Below are 19,733 nucleotides of genomic sequence, written 5' to 3' on the forward strand. Positions count from 1 at the left end.
GTGTTGAAATTTTTAACGGTTATTAAAATTCTCATAATATTATTTTTTTTAATAAATTTTTAATTGTTTTTAACAAAATACTTATTTGTATTTTGTTATTTTTTTATAAAAACGAAATTAATAATTAGTAATCATTTGTTTTTCAGTGTTTTAATGTTTGGATTTTTTGTTTTTATTAACAAATTTACTTCAGAAAAAAACTGTTAATATGAATGTGAAACTAAGTGTATTAAGTACCGGAGTACTGTTCTTTATAGGACAAGGGATTTCGGCGCAAAAAGTAAAGAAAGATACAACATCAACTCAAATTGATGAAGTTGTAGTTATTGGATATGGTGCCAAATCAGTCAAAAAAGTTACTACATCAATATCCAGAGTAAAGGCAGATGACTTGACGAAGGTATCAGCATCTAGTGCTGATGCTCTATTGCAGGGAGCAAGTACAGGTTTACAGGTTTCCCCTACATCAGGAGCGCCGGGTGCTGGTTTTAATGTAAGATTAAGAGGAGTTTCTAGTATTACTTCAAGCAATGACCCACTGTATGTAGTGGATGGAGTTCCGATATCATCCAACTCTCCTAGTGGTAATGTTGCATACGGAGGTCAAACAGGAAATTTATTGTCCCAATTGAACCTTGCTGATGTAGAAAATGTTGAAATTTTAAAAGATGCCGCAGCGGCTGCTATTTATGGATCGAGAGCTGCAAATGGTGTTGTTTTGATTACTACTAAAAAAGGAAAAAAAGGACGAATAAGCTTTAATTTAAACTCTACTATTGGTTTTCAGAACCCAATTAAGAAGTTTAAAACTATGAAAGCAGGAGAATATTATAGAATGCTTGATTTAGCGGAATTTAATACTACCCCAGGAAATGGTAGAAATTATTGGTCTATAACCAATGGGGTTTGGGATCCAAAATCAGGTCAATCTATAAGTGATTTTTATAAATCAGATTTTGGAGATAATTATTTAAGTCAAATTTACAGGAAAGATCAACCTCTGTATGAATTAAATGCTAGTGCTTCCGGTGGAAATGAGATGACAAGCTTTTATGTTGGATTCTCTAATTTTGATCAATCAGGAGTTGTAAAAGGACAAGAATATAGCCGACAGACATTTACTTTGAATTTAGATCAAAAGTTAAATGACATGTTTAAATTGGTCTCTTCTGTAAGGCTTTCTAATGAAAAAATTGATAGAATTAATGGGGATAATAATATTTATGCCCCTTTAACTGCCGCAATATTAGAACCACCAGGGCAAAGTATAAGGAATCCTGATGGAACTTATAATACAAGTACTTGGAGCTTTTCGAATCCATTACAAAATGCCACGGATGTTAAAAGCTTAACTAAGGTTTTTGGAGTGAATACTTCTCTGGGATTAGAATCTAAGTTTTCTTCCAAGCTTAGCATGGTCACAAGGTTTAATTTAGAAAGGATTAATTATGATGAAGCTAGATTATTCCCATTAGATACTTATCAGGGTAGAGGTTCAAATGGGCAGGCTGATTATAATGGACGTTTATATAATACTTTTACAGCATTTAATACGTTAACGTATACTGAAAAATTAAGCGATAAATTTCGTTTTACTTTAATGGGTGGGTTGGAATATTTTAATCGTAAGACAACATTAACAGATATACAAGCACAAAATGTACCTTTAGGAGCTACTTCCCCAGATGCGGGTTCTCAAAAAACGATAGCTTCATATTACCCATCTTTGGGAAATAGAACGTTTTCATACTTCTCTAGATTAAGTTTAGAAATTTTCAATAATTTATTTGTTGATGCTACTTTTAGAGCTGATTCTTCTTCAAAATTAGCTTATGATAACAGAACTGAGTATTTTCCTTCTGTTTCAGCAGCGTATGTTATTTCAGATAATGATTGGTTTAAAAAAGATGTAATTAGTTTATTAAAATTAAAAGCAGGATGGGGAGAATTAGGAAATCAATCAGGATTAGGAAATTTTGAAACGTCTGCTGCTGCACAGACTTATGCGTATGGTCTGCTTCCTGCTGTAAATGTGAATCCGCTTTCCGGATCTGGAGTTTCATTAGCCAATGCTGCTTTAGTTTGGGAAAGAACCTCTCAAACAGATGCTGGATTAGAAATTGGGTTATTTAAAAATAGAGTTAATGTGACCTATGATTTTTATTACAAAAAATCAAAACAACTTTTAGTAAATGCTACAGCAGCTTTAGAAAATGGAGCTGAGAATTATAAATCTAATGCTGCCGAGATGTATAATAGAGGGCATGAGATTGGTATAAATGCTACTATTCTTAAAGGGGAAAATTTGGGATGGAATTCCCAGTTTAATATTACATTCAATAAAAATGAGATTACAAAACTTTTAGGAGATAAACCAGTTCCGATTGATTTTGGATTTGCTACAAGAATTGATGTAGGACAGCCATCAGGGGCTTTTTTTGGACTGAAAGCGATAGGGATTTACAGATCCGATGCTGAGGTTCCTCAAAATTTATTTAATCAGGGAATTAGAGCAGGAGATGTGAAATATCAGGATACCAATGGAGATGGAGTAATTAATTCCAATGATAGGGTATTTATTGGAAAAGCCCAGCCAGATTTCTTCGGGAACTTCCGTAATACCTTCAGGTATAAGAATTTTGACTTGTCAGCTAATCTAATCTTTGTTTTTGGACAGGATATGTATAATTCGTCTTTGAGATTTGCTGGCGTTTCTGGAAATCCATTATTTGGGAAACTTGAAAATCAAACCAATTATTGGACACCAGATAATCCAAATGCTGATTTACCACGTCCTGTAAGAGGGTTCGCTCAATCTTGGAATAATCAAGTCTCATCAAGATTTATTGAAAATGCCTCTTATATTAGATTGAGAGAACTTCAATTAGGATATACTTTACCTAAAACCATGCTAGATATAGGCAGTATGACACTGAGGTTTTTCATTGCTGCGGATAATTTATGGACCTGGACAGATTATAGTGGCCCGGAACCAGAAGTAAATGCCTTTGGTCAAGCCAATGTAGCAACCGGAACCGATTTCTTTACGCAAGGAATGAACAGGACAATAAAATTCGGAATTAATTTAAATTTTTAAAGTAACAACATGAAAAATAGTATAATTAAATATATGTTAATATCCTCTGTTTGTTTGACGGCTCTAAATTGCGGTAGAGATATGGTAGGGAATGAAACAGTAGATACCGATAGACAGCCGGGTGAATCATTTATAAAGACAGATGCTACAGCCAGAGCAGCAACCAATGGAATATATAATGATATGCAAAATCGTTATGTATATGGTGGAGAACTTCATTTTTTTGAGGGACTTTTTGCAGATGATTTTATGCATACAGGAACCTTTTCCGAATTTGCAGAAGCAGGAGCTAGTAACTTTTTGGATACTAATCTATCAATAAGACGTATCTATGGGGCACATTATACTGTAATAAGAACATGTAATATTGTTATTGATCAGGTTCAAACAAGGCCTATTGCGGGAAGTACAATTACTGAAACTGTAAAGAACGGTGTATTAGGTGAAGCATATGCAAGTAGAGCATTAATGTATTTTAATTTGGTCAGATTATTCGGGGGGGTAGCCTACGTTAAAACACCTGTTTATACTGCTGCTGAACTTATTACTCCTAAAAGAGATTCCAAAGATGATGTGTATCGATTTATTATAAATGATTTAGAAAAAGCAATCGAGTTTTTTAAAAAAAATAATAATACTTCTAAGACCTTCTTAAACTTAGATGCAAGCCAGGTTTTATTAGCTAAAGTCTATATGGAAACGGGAGAGTATGATATTGCTAAAGGAATATTAGAGAAAATTAATGGGTATTCTCTGGCTCCAAACTATGAGACATTATTTACTGCTAACTCCACATCTGAAGATATTTTTAAAGTGAATTTTACAGCTACAGATGGTGGAAATCAGGCTTTCTTTTTCTATCCAGCTGCGGTAGGAGGTAGAGGGGAAGTGTCTTTAAGAACACAATTTATTAACATTTTTGATGCTAATGATAAAAGAAAGATGTTCGCTACTGCCCAAGGAAGAAATTATTTTAAAAAATATAGTAATCCTGGTAGTGGAGCAGATAATGTACAGATTGTAAGGTATGCCGATGTATTACTCTCGTTAGCAGAGTGTAGATTAAAGACTACTGGTGATGCTTTAACTCCTCTTAATGCGGTTAGGGTTAGAGCAGGATTAGCACCATTAACAGCAGTGACATTGGATGATGTGTTACTGGAACGTAGAAAAGAACTATATGGGGAAGCTGACAGATGGTTTTCTGTGAAAAGATTTGGGAAAGCTAAAGAAGTAATAGAAAGTAAAGGACGACCTTATTTTGCTAATAGATTAGACTTATGGCCGATTCCTGCGTGGCAGCTGATAAATAATCCAAATACAAATCAAAATCCAGGGTATTAATAATACACTACTATAGCAAATTTTAATATATTTTTAGAAAAGGCTGTCTTCTCAATAGGACAGTCTTTTCGTTTTTAATCTCAGATTGCTTTTCTATTATATTAGGGTTAATTAAGAATATTGGTATAACTCTGGAATAAATATTGAGCGTTTGGGATATGAAAAATATAAGTTAAATGCCTAAAATTAAGCTAGAAAATATACTTGAAAATGTATTGGTTTTGACTCATTTTTGATTCCTGTTTATTAACAAAATTTTAATTTTAATTTCACTAAAACTGTTTTTTTAGAGGGTCTTCCTGATATTTATCAGTTTATTTTTAATAATATTTCAGTAAAAAACACCTGTTTTTTTACCGTTTTTAGTCAAAAATCAAGTTGTGTTTGTTTTATTTTTTTAATTGATATTTATGTTTATTGTTAATTTTTTTAATCTATTTAAACAAATTAATGGATGTTTATTTTTATTTTGTTTTTCTTTAAAATTCTATTAATGTTTAAAAAGCTTTATTTTTCTATAAAATTTAAATTATAATTAAAGTTTTTTATCATCATTTTTTAGAGTTATATGCGGATAATCCTTTTCTGGAGCTGTTTTTTCAGGTTTTAATAAATTGATGTTATTAATATTTATTAACATATTTGTTCCCTTGAATATATTAAAATCTGTTAATATGAATGTGAAGTTGCATGTATTAAGTGCTGGAGCTTTGTTTTTTTTAGGACAAGCTGCCTATGCGCAAAAAACTAAGAATGATTCTATTCTGAAGGAGAATAAGATCGATGAGGTAGTCGTTACGGGGTATCAGAAGAAGAAAGCAGATGAAGTTACCCAGGCTCAGGCCGTAGTAAGTGGTGATGCGATCAGAAGAAACTCTCCTACAACATCTATCGGAAACTCTTTACAGGGTAGAGCTTCAGGGGTTTATGTACAAAGTGCTACTGGACAGCCAGGTTCTGTTGCTACAATCATGGTAAGAGGGGTTGCCGGTGTTGGTGGTTCTTCTGAACCTACTTACGTAGTAAATGGTATGTATATGAGTGCTAGACAGTTTAGTGCGATTAACCCTGCTGACGTAGAATCTATTTCTGTTCTTAAAGATGCTGCTGCTACGGCTCAGTATGGTGCAAGAGGGGCAAATGGGGTAGTTGTAGTAACAACTAAAGCTGGAAAAGCTGGAAAAACTCATTATTCATTTGAAAGTAAATTTGGTTTCAGTGAAAAACTGAAGGATAACAACTTTACGATGATGAATTCTAGAGAGTTGATGAACTTCCAAAATGAATTAGGATATCTTAATGTAGCGCCTAGAACTCAACAGGAAATGGATGCACTTGCTGCTAATGATCACAATTGGCAAAAAAGCTTATTGAGACCATCAAGCATCCAATCTTATTTGTTTAGTGCACAGGGAGGATCCAGAGAAAGTACATTCTACTATTCATTAGGATATGATGCTGATAACGGTATTCTTAAAGACATAGACGGGCTTAAAAGATATACAGGTAACTTCGGATTTACAAACAAACTGAGTGAAAAGCTAAACGTTGGTATCAACTTAGGTGTTCAGTATCAGGTTACACAAAATATTAGAGACAGAAACAATACACAGAACCCATTCGCTGCGATGTATAAATATGCTCCTTATGAGGCAATTTATAACCCAGACGGAAGCTACAACCAAAAGATGAGAGCGGGTTCAAACACTGTGGAGCAAATCCGTAACAACAGAGTAGAAGATCAGAGATTAAGAATTCCTGCTACTTTATTCGCAGAATATAAAGTGCTGGACGGATTGAAATTTAAAACAAATTTCAATGGACTTTTCGACTGGTTCATGTCTACTTCATGGATGAAAAAAGGATCTAACCTGGATTTAACAACCAATAAGATTCCTACAGGTTCATTAGCTAAAAACTCATTCTATGGATTTAACTATACATGGAATAACTCAGTAAATTATAAGAAATCATTCGGAAAACACAACCTTGATTTCTTAGGATTTATCGAATATAACGATAACTTCAACGAAACGTTGAATGCAAGTGCTTATGGATTAAAATCTACTCAACTTAGCGTTCCATCGATCACTACTCCTTCTGATAGAAATACATTTACCGGAGTTAAAGCGAGAAACACGCTATTCAGTTTAGCAGGTATGGTAAACTATGATTATGAAGGTAAATACTTATTAACAGGATCTTTAAGAAGAGATGCTTCTTCAAGATTCGGAGCTAACAATAAGAGTGGAATCTTCTGGTCAACAAGTGCTGCTTGGAACATCGCTAAAGAAGACTTCATGAAAGGTGGTTTCATCAATGACTTGAAACTTAGAGCTTCTTATGGTACAACAGGAAATGATGGATCATTATCTGACTACTATAACGTAGCAAACGTTGGTTTCGATTTATATGGAAACAACGCAGCTTTATTCCCTGGAACATATAACAAAGACGAAAAAGTTTACATCATTGGAAACCCAAATCTTAAATGGGAATCAAATGCAGTAACGAATGCAGGGGTTGACTTCTCAATGTGGAAGAGAAGAATTCGTGGATCGGTAGAAGTATACCAGAATAAGAGAAAAGACTTCGTACAATTAGTACCATTAGATAAGCAAGAAGGTGCATTCTATCAGTATATTAACGCTGGAGATATGTCACAAAAAGGTCTTGAAGCTGAATTAAGCGTAGACGTAATGAGAAAGAAAGACTTCCAATGGACTGTACGTGCTAACATTTCTTTCCAAAAAGCGACTCTTGATAAATTATCAGACGGGCAAACTGAAAGAAACTTAGGGGATACTTATCTTAAGGTAGGTGAAGCTCCATACGTATTCTATAACGTTAGATTCGCAGGAGTAAATCCGGCAAACGGAAACGCTCTATATTATGATAAAGCAGGAAACATTACTGAAACTTATAGTGCTTCCAATGCAGTTCCAATTACAGATAAAACTCCTTTCCCAAAAAGCTTCGGAGGTTTCGGAACTACAATTCAATATAAAGGATTTGACTTTAGTGCAGACTTCACATTCAAGTTAGGTGGATACACATATAACAATATGTATGCTGCTGCTGTTGACCAGAGTTTGGCTAAAGGAGGTAGAAACATGGCACAGGCTGCTACTAACATGTGGAGAAAGCCGGGTGATACTGGAGTATTCCAAAGAGTAGATACTAACGGAATGCGTGATTCTGATCAGTGGATTGAAAAATCAGATTATTTAAGATTAAGATCCCTTACTTTAGGATATACATTTGATAAAGCAGTTCTAGGAGAAGGATCTCCAATCAATAAGCTAAGAATGTATGTACAAGGACAGAACTTATTTACAGTAACTAAATTCCACGGAGAACCAGAAGTATCTGTAGGATCTGCTGAATCTACAGCATTATTCGTTCCTGGATCATTTAACCTTTATACTTATCCTACTGTAAGAACGATCATGGTGGGAATGCAATTAGAATTTTAATATTGAATAGCTTTATGAAAAAGAATATAATAACAATAAGTTTAGCTGCGTTGACCGTTTTTGTATCGTTAACGTCTTGTGAAAGAAACTTGGATCAGATCTCATCTGTGAATGAAGCAGAAGAGCAGGCGATGACCAGACCAGAATCATTCAGACAAGCTTTAGATGGAGCTTATACTGCATTTAAATCTACAGGATATTACACAAGTGATACAGGTAACCAGCTTATTATGGGTGACCTTACTACTGATAACCTTATTATTACAGATTCAGGAAGAAACTCTAACGCTGCCGCTTCCAACTTTGAATTTTCGTCAGATAATTCACAAACAACAGGTTTGTTTAGCGCTGCATATGCTGTAATCAGCAGAGTTAACTTTGTTCTTTCTTATTTAGATAACGGAGTAGTAACAGGAGCAACGAAGGATAATGTAGAGGCAGAAGCTAGAGCCATCAGAGCAGCAGCTCATTTTGATGTTTTAAGAGCATACTCTGTAATTCCAACACAAAATTCTTCAGCAAAGAACCAATATGGAATTTATTATTCAGAATCTTATAATCCATTAAATAATAATTCAGCTAGAAATCTTACCGTAGCACAAGCATACGATAAAGTAATTGCAGACCTTTTAATTGCTGCTGATAAAATTACACAGAACGATGCTGATAAAGGAAGATTTAGCAAAGCTGCTGTGTACGGATTACTATCAAGAGTATATCTTTATAAAGGAGATTATACTAATACTGCAAAATATGGTAAACTAGCATTAGGTCTTTCACCAAGTATTACAACATTGAATAATTTTAACAGCATCTGGAAAGAAAACGAAGGATTGGCTAAAATTACTGATGGAGTTTTATTCCAGATTTCAAATGCAGCACCTGAACGTAATACAGTAGGGGTTGCTTACAATCAGTTAATCGACGGACAGTACAGATCAGAATTTGTTGCAGATTACGATTTCTTCAATTCTTATGCTGCTAATGACGTAAGAAAAACTACTTATTTTACTACAGCTTCTTATAACAAAAAAGTATACAACCACATTACAAAATATGCAGGTAACGGTGGACCGGTAAATATCGTTCCAATCAAATATTTAAGAACTGCTGAAGTATTGTTGAACGTAGCTGAAGCGTCTTACAGATCAGGTGATATGGGAACTGCTCTTACTTTGTTAAACCAACTGAGAAAAGAGAGATATACTTCATTTACACCTGGATCAGAGGCAGGGCCAGCTCTATTGGATGCTATCCTTAAAGAAAGAAGACTAGAGCTTGCTTTTGAAAATGACAGATGGTACACACTGAAGAGATTAGGTCTTGGTGTTACGAGATCTGGTAAAGGAGATATAGCTGATGGTACTGGGTCAAAAGCAATTAAGCAGACTCTTGCAGCAAACAGCGATTTATGGCAATGGCCAATTCCTGTAACTGCAGTTCAGGCTAATCCGAACATTAAGCAAAATGACGGTTATTAATAATTAATATTTTTAATATATAAGAGCTCCATAAATATGGGGCTCTTTTTTATTTCTATGAGATTCAGATCAAAGATTAATTGGAGTATTGAATGCCTTACTCTAGCTCTATTCATTTCTTTGCAGCTATTTATTCCCGAACAATTATTCTGTTCTGATAACTTTTAGGGGTTACTCCTTCCAGTTGTTTAAAAACCCGGGTAAAGTAATTGGTATCCGAAAATCCGGTTTGAAAAGCTGTTTCTTTTATACTGTTTCTTCCAGCGAGCAATTCCTTGGCTTTACTGATTCTTTCTTGCAAAATAAAATCATTCGGAGAAGTTCCCAGCTCATCTTTAAACATCTTAAAAAAGTTTGATTTACTTACATAGGCAAGTTTGGCAATACTCTCAATCGATAGTTTCTGATGTAAGTTTCTTTTAATATAATCTACTGCAAATCCAATTCTCGATTTATTCTTTACAACATTTCTTTCTACAATACTTCTGGCTTGGGTCTGCATAAGCCGTATAAGGAGTTCTTTTAAAGCGAAATCAGCCATAATATCCTTTTGGGAATTGTCATCCATTGCAATTCTCATAATGTTGTTGGTAGCAGATGCCAATGCCTGATTATTAAAAAGGAAATATTCATCCAGCTGAATATTCCATTGTGAAGCTTCATCTACCTTGGGAAGATGGTAATTCAAGTAATTAAGAGAATCCTCTATAAAGTCGGGATTTAAACTTAAAGAAATGCATTGGGTAGGAGTTTCATCTGCTTCCGGAAAATCAATAACCATAGTTTCCCCTGGAGCTACCAGAATACTTTCTCCCGGGAAATAATCAAAATAATTGGTTTTGTTATCCAATTTCATATATTTTTTTCCTCTCAGCATTGCTGTAAAAGCTATATTCTCAAAATGAAGTTTAACACCAAAAGCTGCTTTATGCGTCTCATAAATACTAAATTCACAATTGTTTAGATTGAATTTAGTCTGGTTTTCAACAAGACTCAATAGCTGGTTTTCCTTATGCAATTCAGGAGTATTTAATAAAATCTTACTATTGTTATTCATTTCTAAATATTTTACTAAAGCTGGTGACTCAAATATAGAGAATTTGCTTCAACGTTGCTGTTAATAAAATAATAAAATTGAATTCTGTACTATTTTGCACTTTTTTTATACGATTGTGCTATAGGTTTTTCATGTATCCGTGTAATTTGGCAGTATCGAAAAATTAAAATAAATACTGATATGAGCACTCTTACAGAACCAAGATCAACAACGCTTTTACAGCGTCCCGAGTTCAAAAGCAGATATGATAATTATATTGACGGAAAATTTACACCACCCGTTAAAGGCCAATATTTTGATGTTGTTTCACCTGTTGATGGGAAGAATTTTACCCAGGTGGCACATTCTTCTAAAGAAGATTTAGAACTGGCTGTAGATGCTGCAGATAAAGCATTTCAGACATGGAAACATACATCTGCTACAGAAAGAAGTATTATCCTTAATAAAATTGCGGACAGAATTGAGCAAAACTTAGAATACCTAGCCATTGTAGAAACTATTGATAACGGAAAAGCAGTCAGAGAAACATTAGCTGCAGATCTTCCTTTGGCTATTGACCATTTCAGATATTTTGCCTCTGTTATTCGCGCAGAAGAAGGATCTCATAATGAACTGGATAAAGATACAGTTTCTCTTATTGTTCACGAACCATTGGGAGTTATTGCACAGATCATTCCGTGGAATTTCCCGATTCTTATGGCCACCTGGAAGCTGGCTCCGGCGTTAGCCGCTGGAAATTGTGTAGTTCTAAAACCAGCAGAAAGTACACCCGTATCTATTATGATCCTCATGGAGCTGATAGGAGATTTATTACCTGCAGGAGTCGTTAATATAGTCAATGGATTCGGAGCAGAGCTTGGAAGAGCTTTAGTAACCAATCCTAAAGTTTCTAAAGCAGCTTTCACAGGATCTACAGCTACCGGGCGCATGGTAATGCAGTATGCTACAGAAAATATCATTCCTGTAACCCTTGAATTGGGTGGAAAATCTCCGAATGTATTCTTCAATTCAGTGATGGATGCTGATGATGAATTCTTAGATAAAGCTATTGAAGGAGCTGTCCTTTTTGCACTTAACCAAGGTGAAATTTGTACTTGTCCGTCAAGACTTCTGGTTCAGGAAGGCATTGCAGATGCATTTATAGAAAGAGTAATTGAAAGGGTAAAAGCAATTAAAGTAGGGAATCCGCTTGATAAAACAGTGATGATGGGAGCACAGGCTTCAAAAATTCAAAAAGATAAGATCCTTTCTTATATCCAGTTGGGAGTAGATGAAGGCGCTGAAGTACTAGTAGGCGGCGATGTCAATCATCTGGGAGAAGACCTGGAGGATGGATATTATATTCAGCCTACCATCTTTAAAGGGAATAACAAAATGAGAATTTTCCAGGAAGAAATCTTCGGGCCTGTATTGGCATTTACGACTTTTAAGGATGAAGAAGAAGCTGTAAAAATTGCCAATGATACCATCTATGGACTAGGAGCAGGAGTATGGACGAGAGATGCTCATCAATTATATAATATTCCGCGCCAGATTGAAGCGGGAAGAGTTTGGGTGAACCAGTATCACTCATATCCGGCAGGAGCTCCTTTTGGAGGCTATAAACAATCCGGAATCGGAAGGGAGAATCATAAAATGATGCTTGATCATTATCGTCAGGCTAAAAATATGTTGATCTCTTATAATAAAAATAAGTTAGGCTTCTTTTAATATTATGTAGGACGTGCCCGATTGCCTTGGTTTTTTCCAGGGCAAACCGGTCGGGCTATGCAGGGCTTCACTTCGTTTCGGTGCTCCATTACATTGCGCACCGGCTCGTTCCTCGCCGCCCTTACTATCCCTCACGCATAAAATAGAAGTCATATACGGATTTTCGGAGTTTAAAAATAAAATTGGGGAAACCCGAATTTGCTAAAAGATGAAGACTTTCAATGACAGAATCAAGGACTCAAATTAAAACATGATGAGTTATGTCCGGCAAATTATATTTGCCGGACTTTTTAGATAGATAGCAGAAAAGAAGATATACCATCAATCTGTTATTCTGGTTGTAGAATTTAAGAAATTCAAATAAAAGAAATGATAAATGGCAACACCAATAGGAAGACTTTCCGCAACAGAAAAAGCTCTTGAGGTCATCCGTGAACTTGAAGAAAAATATGGCGCATTAATGTTCTATCAGGCAGGAGGCTGCTGTGAAGGAACCCAGCCGCAATGTTTCGAAAAAGGAGGTTTTTTCCCAAGAATGAATGATGCAATGATCGGAACCATTAACGGATATGAATTCTGGATAGACCGCGATCTATTTGAATACTGGAAGTACTCGCATTTTACATTAGACGTTACAGATGGTTTCGGGCCAGGAGGCTTCTCATTAGAAACTCCCCTAGGAAAAACATTCAAAGTACAATACAGACTTTTTACTCCCGAAGAATATGAAAATCTGGAGCCTGTAAAAAGAAGCGAATAAACGTTAAAAATTTAGTAAAATCAGTCCTTTACAAACCGACTGACAAACATGGCAGCGACCACATCTCCCACAGAGTTGAGAACTGTAGCCAAAGGATCAACCAGGGTTCCGATAATCATTACAGCAGGAATAGCTTCCTGAGGTAATTTATACACTGAGATCATCAGCATTTCTCCAATATAACCCCCATTCGGGATTCCTCCAGCTACAATACTTACAAAAACCGTGATTCCTAGAGCTAATAATAAATTGGCAGGATCAAAAAAGTCTTTACCAATAATTAAAAAGGCTACATAGATTTTGATAATAGAGGACATGGAAGATCCATTTTTATGCAATGTAGTTCCAATAGGAATCACCAGATTGGCAATCGAATTGGGAATTCCGATTTTGGATGCTGCTTGTAGGTTGGCAGGCATTGTAGCAAAGCTGCTGCAGGTACTTATAGCAGTAAGAGTAGGGTAGATAGCATTAGTCCAGAAACTTTTTACACCTTTCTGCCCGCTTGCCATAAATGCATAGATGGAAAAGAAAACAAGGAAATAGATAATTCCGGCAACATAATATAACCCTAAAGGTTTAGCATAAAATCCAAAAAGTTGTGGCCCTAATGTCGCTACCTGATAAGCAAAATAAGCTCCTAAACCAATAGGTGCCATTTTCATCACCAGTAAAAGAAGTTCTTTCATCACTTCATATCCTGAAGCAATAAATACCCTGAAAGGCTGTCCTGCTTCTCCTGTTTTTCTGGCAGCAAATCCCGTCATAAAAGCAAAAATAAGCAGTGCCAACATATTCTGTCTGGAAAAAAGTGCTGTAAATTCTCCTACTGTAAAGAAACTTACAATCCTATTTCCCCAGCTTTCATCATTCGCAGCCTCTGTTACCATTTCAGAACTCCCTGAAACCCCTGAAACCGGAAATAAATACACCGCACAAATCGTAAAAATAGCAGCTGTCAGAATGAAAAACAGAAAGGTAAGAGCCATTATCAGAATGATCTTTCCAAATTTTGATTGCTGCTCCAAAGAGGCAATAGAATTAGATACAGCAAAGAATACCAGAGGAACTACACTTACAAAGAGAAGATTCAGGAAGATATCCCCCAAAGGCTTAATGTATTCCACAAAACCCGGTGCAACAATTCCTATAATGCTTCCGATTGTGATTCCCAGGAGTAAAAATATGATCCCGGAATAGTTTTTCAGTACCTCTTTCATGTGGTGGTTTTTATCAAAGATAAGTTTATTTTTAACACTCTGCTATGCAATTTTCAGACCTAAATTTCATAAATTTGAGTAAACATCGTTTTTATGGCTTATATAGATTATTATAAAATTTTAGGTGTAGATAAAAGCGCAACTCAAGATGATATCAAAAAGGCTTATCGGAAATTGGCCAGAAAGCTGCATCCGGATCTTAATCCCGATGATAAAGAGTCTGAAAGAAAATTCAAAGAGCTGAACGAAGCCAATGAAGTGCTCAGTAATGCCGAAAATCGTGCGAAATATGATAAGTATGGAGAACATTGGAAGCATGGTGATGAATATGAAAAAGCTCAGCAACAACAGCAACAACAAAGACAATATCAGCAACAAGATTACGGTGGCGGTTTCTCTGGAGCTGATTTTGGCGAAGGAGAAGATTTTTCCGATTTCTTCCAAAATATGTTTGGCGGGACAGGAGGTTTTGGTAAAAGTTCAAGAGGAAGAGCTTCAGGAAAGTTTAAAGGTCAGGATGTACAGGCAGAACTGAACCTGAATTTAAGAGATGCAGCGATCACTCATCCGCAAACTTTTGAAATTAATGGAAAGAAAGTAAGAATCACCATTCCTGCCGGGGTGTATGATGGTCAAAAAATCAAATTAAAAGGGCATGGAAATCCGGGCGTAAATGGAGGCCCAAGCGGTGATCTTTACATTACTTTTAATATTCCTGTTGATCCTGATTTCGAAAGAATAGGGGATGATCTTAAAACAAAAGTTTCTATTGATTTGTATACTGCTGTTTTAGGAGGAGATGTAAAAGTGAATACACTGAATGGAAGTGTCAATCTTAAAGTGAAACCGGAAACTCAAAGCGGGTTAACCGTAAGACTAAAAGGAAAAGGTTTTCCTGTGTATAAGAAAGATGGAGAACATGGCGATCTTTTTGTAACCTACGAAGTGAAACTGCCTACCAACCTTACCGAAAAGCAGAAAGAACTTTTTGAACAACTTAAAAATTCCTAGGCTATGAGTGAAAGAATATCACGAGAAGAACTCGTAAGAATATACAATATCGAAATCACTTTTTTTGATGACCTTGTAGAATATGGTCTGCTGAATATACAGATTGAAAATGAGACTCATTATTTGATGTATGAAGATCTGCCGGATCTGGAAAAATTTGCCAACTGGCATTATGATCTTGAAATCAACCTTCCGGGGTTGGAAGTCATCCATAATATGCTGAAAAAATTAGAGGCTTTAAAACGTAGAAACCGGGAGCTGATGAATAAACTTTCTGCGATCAGTGATCAATATGAAGATATTTAGCTTAGTTTTGTAGCTTTTTAAAGCAACTGTGTATTATGAGCGAGGAAAAGGTAATTACATTAAAACCTGAGAGAAAGAATTTTGAAGATATTTATTTTAGTGGGAATCAGAATAGCCTGCTGTTTTCTCCTACCACTAAAAGTAAAACAATAACGACGATTGCTGCTGCTGTTATTTTACTGATTGCATTTCTTTTGAAAGATAACTTCAGTAAAGAGAGCCAAGGTATTTTATATTTTTTTAGCTTTATTTTGTTGCTTTGTGCTGTTTACTTGTCTGTAAGCGTTAATAAAGTTTCAAGATGGAAAAAACAGGTGAATCGTTATCTGAATACACTCGAAAAGTGTAAGGTGTATGAAATCAGATTCGATCAGAATTTTTTTACAGTCAATATTGATGGTGAAAAAGAAACCAGCGAATGGAAAGACTTTACTTTTTTTGACAGTCATCACGATTTCATTTCTCTTGAAGGAAAATATAATTATATGTTTCCCAGAAAATCAATGAGCGAAAGAGACTATTCTTTACTCAAAACTATTTTAAAAGATCATATTCAATCATAAAAAAAAATCAGAGCAAAATGCTCTGATTTTTTGTTTTATAGTGTTGTATTCTTGCTTAGTCCAGCCAACCCATTTCCTTCATCCACTCATCATTGTAGATCTTTCCTACATATCTTGAACCATGGTCATGAAGTAATACTACGATAACATCATCTTTCGTAAACTGATCTTTCATCTGTACCAATGATGCAATAGCACTTCCTGCAGAATATCCACAGAAAATTCCTTCTTCTTTAGCTAGTTTTCTTGCATAGATCGCTCCGTCTTTGTCAGTCACTTTCTCAAAGTGATCAATAACAGACATGTCATAGTTTTCCGGAATGATATCTTCACCAATTCCTTCCGTAATATAGGTATAAGCGTGATCGTAGTGTAATTCTCCGGTTTCGTGGAATTCTTTAAGAATAGAACCGTAAGTATCCACTCCGATTACTTTAATATTTTTATTTTTTTCTTTGAAAAATGTTCCACATCCTGTAATGGTACCTCCTGTTCCTGCTCCTGCTACAAAGTGAGTCAGTTGTCCTTCAGTCTGTTCCCAGATCTCAGGTGCAGTAGACTCATAGTGAGCTGTTCTGTTGGATAAATTGTCATATTGGTTTACATACCATCCGTTCTCTGTTTCCTTAGCCAGCCTTTTAGATACTGAGTAATAAGAACGTGGGTCTGTAGGTTTTACATCGGTAGGGCAAACAATTACCTCTGCTCCTACAGCACGAAGGATATCGCACTTTTCTTTAGATTGCTTGGAATTGGTCACGAAAATACATTTGTAACCTTTGATGATTGCAGCCAGTGCTAATCCCATTCCTGTATTTCCTGAAGTTCCTTCAATGATGGTTCCTCCAGGTTTTAATCTGCCGTCTTTTTCGGCATCTTCGATCATTTTAAGAGCCATTCTGTCCTTCACAGAGTTTCCAGGGTTGAATGTCTCTACTTTTGCTAAAACTAATGCTGGAAAATCTTCACCCAGGACATTGTTAAGTTTTACCAATGGTGTGTTTCCTATAGTTTCAAGGATATTTTTTGCGTATTTCATAAATGTTTTATAAGCGCTGCAAAGATAAGGCTTTTAAAATTATCTATACTGAGATCGTGCGCGATTAAAGCTTAAAAGCAGATGATTCAAAGTTTGATTTTTAAACCGTATACTAAGGTTAGTTATACTTAATGGCCTTCACTGGAGAAATCTTACTGATCAGATAACTCGGAATAATTAAAGCAAGAGCAGATATCGCTAAAATTCCTAACGAAATGGAAGCAATAGCAATCGGATTAAGATCTACCGGAACTGTACTTACGTAATAATTTTCAGGATTAAGTTTAATAACTCCAAAGAATTTTTGAATAAGAATTAATCCTAACCCGATGGCATTTCCGTATAGAAGACCAGGAATCATAATGATAAGGGTATAGTTGATAAAAGTTGCTCTGATCTGTGCATTGCTGGCTCCTAAAGTTTTAAGCAAACCGATGGAGTTTGTTCTTTCAATGATAAGGATCAGAAGAACCATAATGATATTAATAACCACTACAATCAGCATGATGATAATGATGAGAGCAATATTGGTATCAAAGATACTGATCCAGTCTGTAATTTGTGGGAATTTCTCAGTGGCTTTTTCAGCATAGTTTTTATAACCGATCAGTTTTTCAATTTCTGGAAAATCTTTGTCTATATCATTTACATTCTTCAAGAAAATATCAATTCCACCGATCTCATCAGGTTTCATATCCTGAATTTTTCTTGCATGATTAATTCCGCCAATCACAAATTGTTCATCAATGAGCTTGATATCTGTTCTATAAATTCCAATAATTTTAAATTTACGGTAAAGAGGCTTTTGATCTGCTTTTAAGAAAACAGTAACGATACTATCATTGACTTTAAGGTGAAGGTCATTCGCTATTTTTTGGGAAACGGCAACATCATTGTTAAAGCCTACTTCTGTTACTTTAGGAGTAGTTCCGGCAATAAGGAATTTTTTAAACCTTAAACTGTCAAAATCTTTTCCTATTCCTTTAAATATAATACCTGCAAAATTATGTTCATTACGCATAATGCCGGTAACCGTTACATACTTTTGGATGCTTTCTACATCTGGAAGTTCTTTAATTTTAGCAACATTCAACCCTTGGTTATCCAAAACGGAAGTGTTATAGGAAGAATTGGATCGGGTAGATCTTACAGTGATATGTCCACTGAAATCTGCCAGTCTCTCCTTAATAGCTTTTTTAGAACCGAATCCGGTGGCTACGGTAATTAGGGAAACAATGATTCCCAATGCTACGGAAAGCCTGCCAATGAAGATAATAACCCTTGAAAGGTTATTTTTGTTATCTTTGGAAAATGCTATTTTTCTAGAGAAATATAAAGGAAACTTCAAGCTTATGAATTTAGATTTCAAAATTAAAAATTTACTTCTGATTTGCCTAATTTTTTTAGGAGTATTCAACCAATATTATTCCCAAACTCAAGTTCAAACGGATTTTAAAACAGGTGCAGACCAACCTGAGCTTTATTTACCTTTATTAAAAAATAAAACGATTGGTATTGTAACCAATCAGACCGGATTAATGAGTGATAGAACACATTTGGTAGATTTTTTAGTGAAAAATGGAGTAAACATCAAGGCTATTTTTGCCCCTGAACATGGTTTTAGAGGAGATGCTGATGCAGGAGCAAAAGTGAAAAATGGAATAGATGTAAAGACTGGAATTCCCATTATTTCTTTGTATGCGAGCAATAAAAAACCAAAACCAGAACAATTAGCAGGAATTGACCTTGTAGTTTTTGATATTCAGGATGTAGGAGTAAGATTCTATACTTATATTTCTACTTTAACTTATCTTATGGAAGCTGGTGCTGAAAATAATGTTGAAGTAATGGTTCTGGATCGTCCCAATCCACATGATGGATATACTGATGGCCCGGTTTTGAAAAAGAAATGGGCAAGTTTCGTAGGAATGCATGAAGTTCCGGTAGTGTATGGATTAACGATTGGTGAGTATGGAAAAATGGTAAATGGAGAAAAATGGCTGAAAAATGGAGTTCAGGCGAAATATACTTTGATCCCAATGAAGAATTACCATAAAAAACAACGTTACCCGATATTGGATAAGCCATCACCCAATCTACCTAATGATAAAGCGATTAATTTATATCCAAGTTTGTGTTTTTTTGAAGGAACTCAGGTTTCTGTAGGAAGAGGTACAGATCAGCCTTTTCAGATATATGGCTCGCCATGGACTGAAAGTTTGCCTTATCAGTTTACTCCTAAGCCAAGTTATGGTGCTAAAGATCCATTCCTGAATGGGAAGTTATGTTATGGCGAAGATTTGTCTAATTATCCTAAGGATTTAAGAGAACTGAACCTTGAATGGGTTATCAAAGCTTATCAAAACTACAAAAATCCTCAGTTGGATTTCTTTTTGAAGAACTTATGGTTTGATACTCTTTCGGGAACGGATGAGTTCAGAAAGCAGATTATTGCAGGAAAATCAATTCCGGAAATTAAAGCTTCATGGAAAAAGGGTCTTGAAGATTTTGAAAAGATAAGAACGCAGTACGTCGTGTATGAAGATTAATAAAGGGCTGGAGGTTTTGAGGCGGGAAGCTGGAAGTTATGAAGGTCAAAAAAGATGACTTATATTCTTTTTAAAAATCATCGAGTGGTAGTACGACTGTAAGTAACTTCAAGCCTTGTA

The 19,733-nt window shown here is 35.4% G+C and carries 14 protein-coding genes; 10 read left to right on the forward strand and 4 right to left on the reverse strand.

The genetic code is table 11. The annotated features are described in order from the left end of the window. Positions 1–208 precede the first annotated feature (208 nt). The 4 genes from GTR01_RS04180 (at position 209) to GTR01_RS04195 (ending at position 9,398) form a co-directional block, all read left to right on the forward strand. Positions 209–3,097 carry a SusC/RagA family TonB-linked outer membrane protein gene (locus tag GTR01_RS04180; RefSeq protein ID WP_160136589.1) on the forward strand — a complete coding sequence of 963 codons (2,889 nt, stop codon included), beginning with the start codon at positions 209–211 and terminating at the stop codon, positions 3,095–3,097. 33 nt (positions 3,098–3,130) lie between these two features. Further along, a complete protein-coding gene (locus GTR01_RS04185; protein WP_228452153.1) occupies positions 3,131–4,441 on the forward strand; it encodes a RagB/SusD family nutrient uptake outer membrane protein in 1,311 nt (436 codons plus the stop codon). A 674-nt stretch (positions 4,442–5,115) separates the two neighbouring features. Next, the gene (locus tag GTR01_RS04190) at positions 5,116–7,917 is read left to right on the forward strand and encodes a SusC/RagA family TonB-linked outer membrane protein (protein WP_160136591.1); all 2,802 of its coding nucleotides are present in this window, start codon (positions 5,116–5,118) and stop codon (positions 7,915–7,917) included. 14 nt (positions 7,918–7,931) lie between these two features. Beyond that, positions 7,932–9,398 carry a RagB/SusD family nutrient uptake outer membrane protein gene (locus tag GTR01_RS04195; RefSeq protein ID WP_160136592.1) on the forward strand — a complete coding sequence of 489 codons (1,467 nt, stop codon included), beginning with the start codon at positions 7,932–7,934 and terminating at the stop codon, positions 9,396–9,398. A 130-nt stretch (positions 9,399–9,528) separates the two neighbouring features. On the opposite strand, the gene GTR01_RS04200 is transcribed toward GTR01_RS04195, so the two are convergent. Beyond that, the gene (locus GTR01_RS04200; protein ID WP_160136593.1) at positions 9,529–10,455 is read right to left on the reverse strand and encodes an AraC family transcriptional regulator; all 927 of its coding nucleotides are present in this window, start codon (positions 10,453–10,455) and stop codon (positions 9,529–9,531) included. Between the two features lie 180 nt (positions 10,456–10,635). Between GTR01_RS04200 and GTR01_RS04205 the strand changes: the two genes are divergently transcribed. Both GTR01_RS04205 and GTR01_RS04210 read left to right on the forward strand, forming a co-directional pair. Continuing rightward, a complete protein-coding gene (locus GTR01_RS04205; RefSeq protein ID WP_160136594.1) occupies positions 10,636–12,165 on the forward strand; it encodes an aldehyde dehydrogenase family protein in 1,530 nt (509 codons plus the stop codon). A gap of 376 nt (positions 12,166–12,541) precedes the next feature. Beyond that, complete coding sequence (locus tag GTR01_RS04210) at positions 12,542–12,925, forward strand: DUF779 domain-containing protein (protein ID WP_160136595.1); 384 nt, start codon at positions 12,542–12,544, stop codon at positions 12,923–12,925. A 20-nt stretch (positions 12,926–12,945) separates the two neighbouring features. Here the strand turns inward: GTR01_RS04210 and GTR01_RS04215 are convergent, their stop codons facing one another. Continuing rightward, entirely contained in the window at positions 12,946–14,145 is a 1,200-nt protein-coding gene (locus tag GTR01_RS04215) for a dicarboxylate/amino acid:cation symporter (RefSeq protein WP_160136596.1), read from the reverse strand. Positions 14,146–14,238: 93 nt separating this feature from the next. Here GTR01_RS04215 and GTR01_RS04220 point away from each other — a divergent pair, with 93 nt between their 5' ends. The 3 genes from GTR01_RS04220 to GTR01_RS04230 are packed head-to-tail and all read left to right on the forward strand — an operon-like array spanning position 14,239 to position 16,025. Further along, positions 14,239–15,156, forward strand: a complete 918-nt coding sequence (locus GTR01_RS04220) for a DnaJ C-terminal domain-containing protein (RefSeq protein ID WP_160136597.1) — start codon at positions 14,239–14,241, stop codon at positions 15,154–15,156. A gap of 3 nt (positions 15,157–15,159) precedes the next feature. Next, positions 15,160–15,462, forward strand: coding sequence for a chaperone modulator CbpM (locus GTR01_RS04225; protein ID WP_160136598.1), 303 nt, complete (start codon positions 15,160–15,162; stop codon positions 15,460–15,462). A gap of 35 nt (positions 15,463–15,497) precedes the next feature. Next, the gene (locus GTR01_RS04230) at positions 15,498–16,025 is read left to right on the forward strand and encodes a hypothetical protein (protein ID WP_160136599.1); all 528 of its coding nucleotides are present in this window, start codon (positions 15,498–15,500) and stop codon (positions 16,023–16,025) included. A 55-nt stretch (positions 16,026–16,080) separates the two neighbouring features. On the opposite strand, the gene GTR01_RS04235 is transcribed toward GTR01_RS04230, so the two are convergent. Together GTR01_RS04235 and GTR01_RS04240 are read right to left on the reverse strand one after the other, a co-directional pair. Next, a complete protein-coding gene (locus tag GTR01_RS04235) occupies positions 16,081–17,064 on the reverse strand; it encodes a PLP-dependent cysteine synthase family protein (RefSeq protein ID WP_160136600.1) in 984 nt (327 codons plus the stop codon). A 118-nt stretch (positions 17,065–17,182) separates the two neighbouring features. After that, positions 17,183–18,412, reverse strand: coding sequence for an ABC transporter permease (locus GTR01_RS04240; protein ID WP_160136601.1), 1,230 nt, complete (start codon positions 18,410–18,412; stop codon positions 17,183–17,185). Between the two features lie 4 nt (positions 18,413–18,416). On the opposite strand from GTR01_RS04240, the gene GTR01_RS04245 reads away from it, so the two are divergent. Continuing rightward, a complete protein-coding gene (locus GTR01_RS04245) occupies positions 18,417–19,613 on the forward strand; it encodes an exo-beta-N-acetylmuramidase NamZ domain-containing protein (RefSeq protein WP_160136602.1) in 1,197 nt (398 codons plus the stop codon). Positions 19,614–19,733: the final 120 nt, after the last annotated feature.

Origin of the sequence: Chryseobacterium sp. c4a, from assembly GCF_009900745.1 — a bacterium.
Lineage (GTDB): Bacteria > Bacteroidota > Bacteroidia > Flavobacteriales > Weeksellaceae > Chryseobacterium.

Excerpts from the sequence above, each read along its gene's own strand:
- GTR01_RS04180 (WP_160136589.1), top strand. The coding sequence starts at position 209 with ATGAATGTGAAACTAAGTGTATTAAGTACCGGAGTACTGTTCTTTATA.
- GTR01_RS04185 (WP_228452153.1), top strand. The coding sequence starts at position 3,131 with ATGTTAATATCCTCTGTTTGTTTGACGGCTCTAAATTGCGGTAGAGAT.
- GTR01_RS04190 (WP_160136591.1), top strand. The coding sequence starts at position 5,116 with ATGAATGTGAAGTTGCATGTATTAAGTGCTGGAGCTTTGTTTTTTTTA.
- GTR01_RS04195 (WP_160136592.1), top strand. The coding sequence starts at position 7,932 with ATGAAAAAGAATATAATAACAATAAGTTTAGCTGCGTTGACCGTTTTT.
- GTR01_RS04200 (WP_160136593.1), bottom strand. The coding sequence starts at position 10,455 with ATGAATAACAATAGTAAGATTTTATTAAATACTCCTGAATTGCATAAG.
- GTR01_RS04205 (WP_160136594.1), top strand. The coding sequence starts at position 10,636 with ATGAGCACTCTTACAGAACCAAGATCAACAACGCTTTTACAGCGTCCC.
- GTR01_RS04210 (WP_160136595.1), top strand. The coding sequence starts at position 12,542 with ATGGCAACACCAATAGGAAGACTTTCCGCAACAGAAAAAGCTCTTGAG.
- GTR01_RS04215 (WP_160136596.1), bottom strand. The coding sequence starts at position 14,145 with ATGAAAGAGGTACTGAAAAACTATTCCGGGATCATATTTTTACTCCTG.
- GTR01_RS04220 (WP_160136597.1), top strand. The coding sequence starts at position 14,239 with ATGGCTTATATAGATTATTATAAAATTTTAGGTGTAGATAAAAGCGCA.
- GTR01_RS04225 (WP_160136598.1), top strand. The coding sequence starts at position 15,160 with ATGAGTGAAAGAATATCACGAGAAGAACTCGTAAGAATATACAATATC.
- GTR01_RS04230 (WP_160136599.1), top strand. The coding sequence starts at position 15,498 with ATGAGCGAGGAAAAGGTAATTACATTAAAACCTGAGAGAAAGAATTTT.
- GTR01_RS04235 (WP_160136600.1), bottom strand. The coding sequence starts at position 17,064 with ATGAAATACGCAAAAAATATCCTTGAAACTATAGGAAACACACCATTG.
- GTR01_RS04245 (WP_160136602.1), top strand. The coding sequence starts at position 18,417 with ATGAATTTAGATTTCAAAATTAAAAATTTACTTCTGATTTGCCTAATT.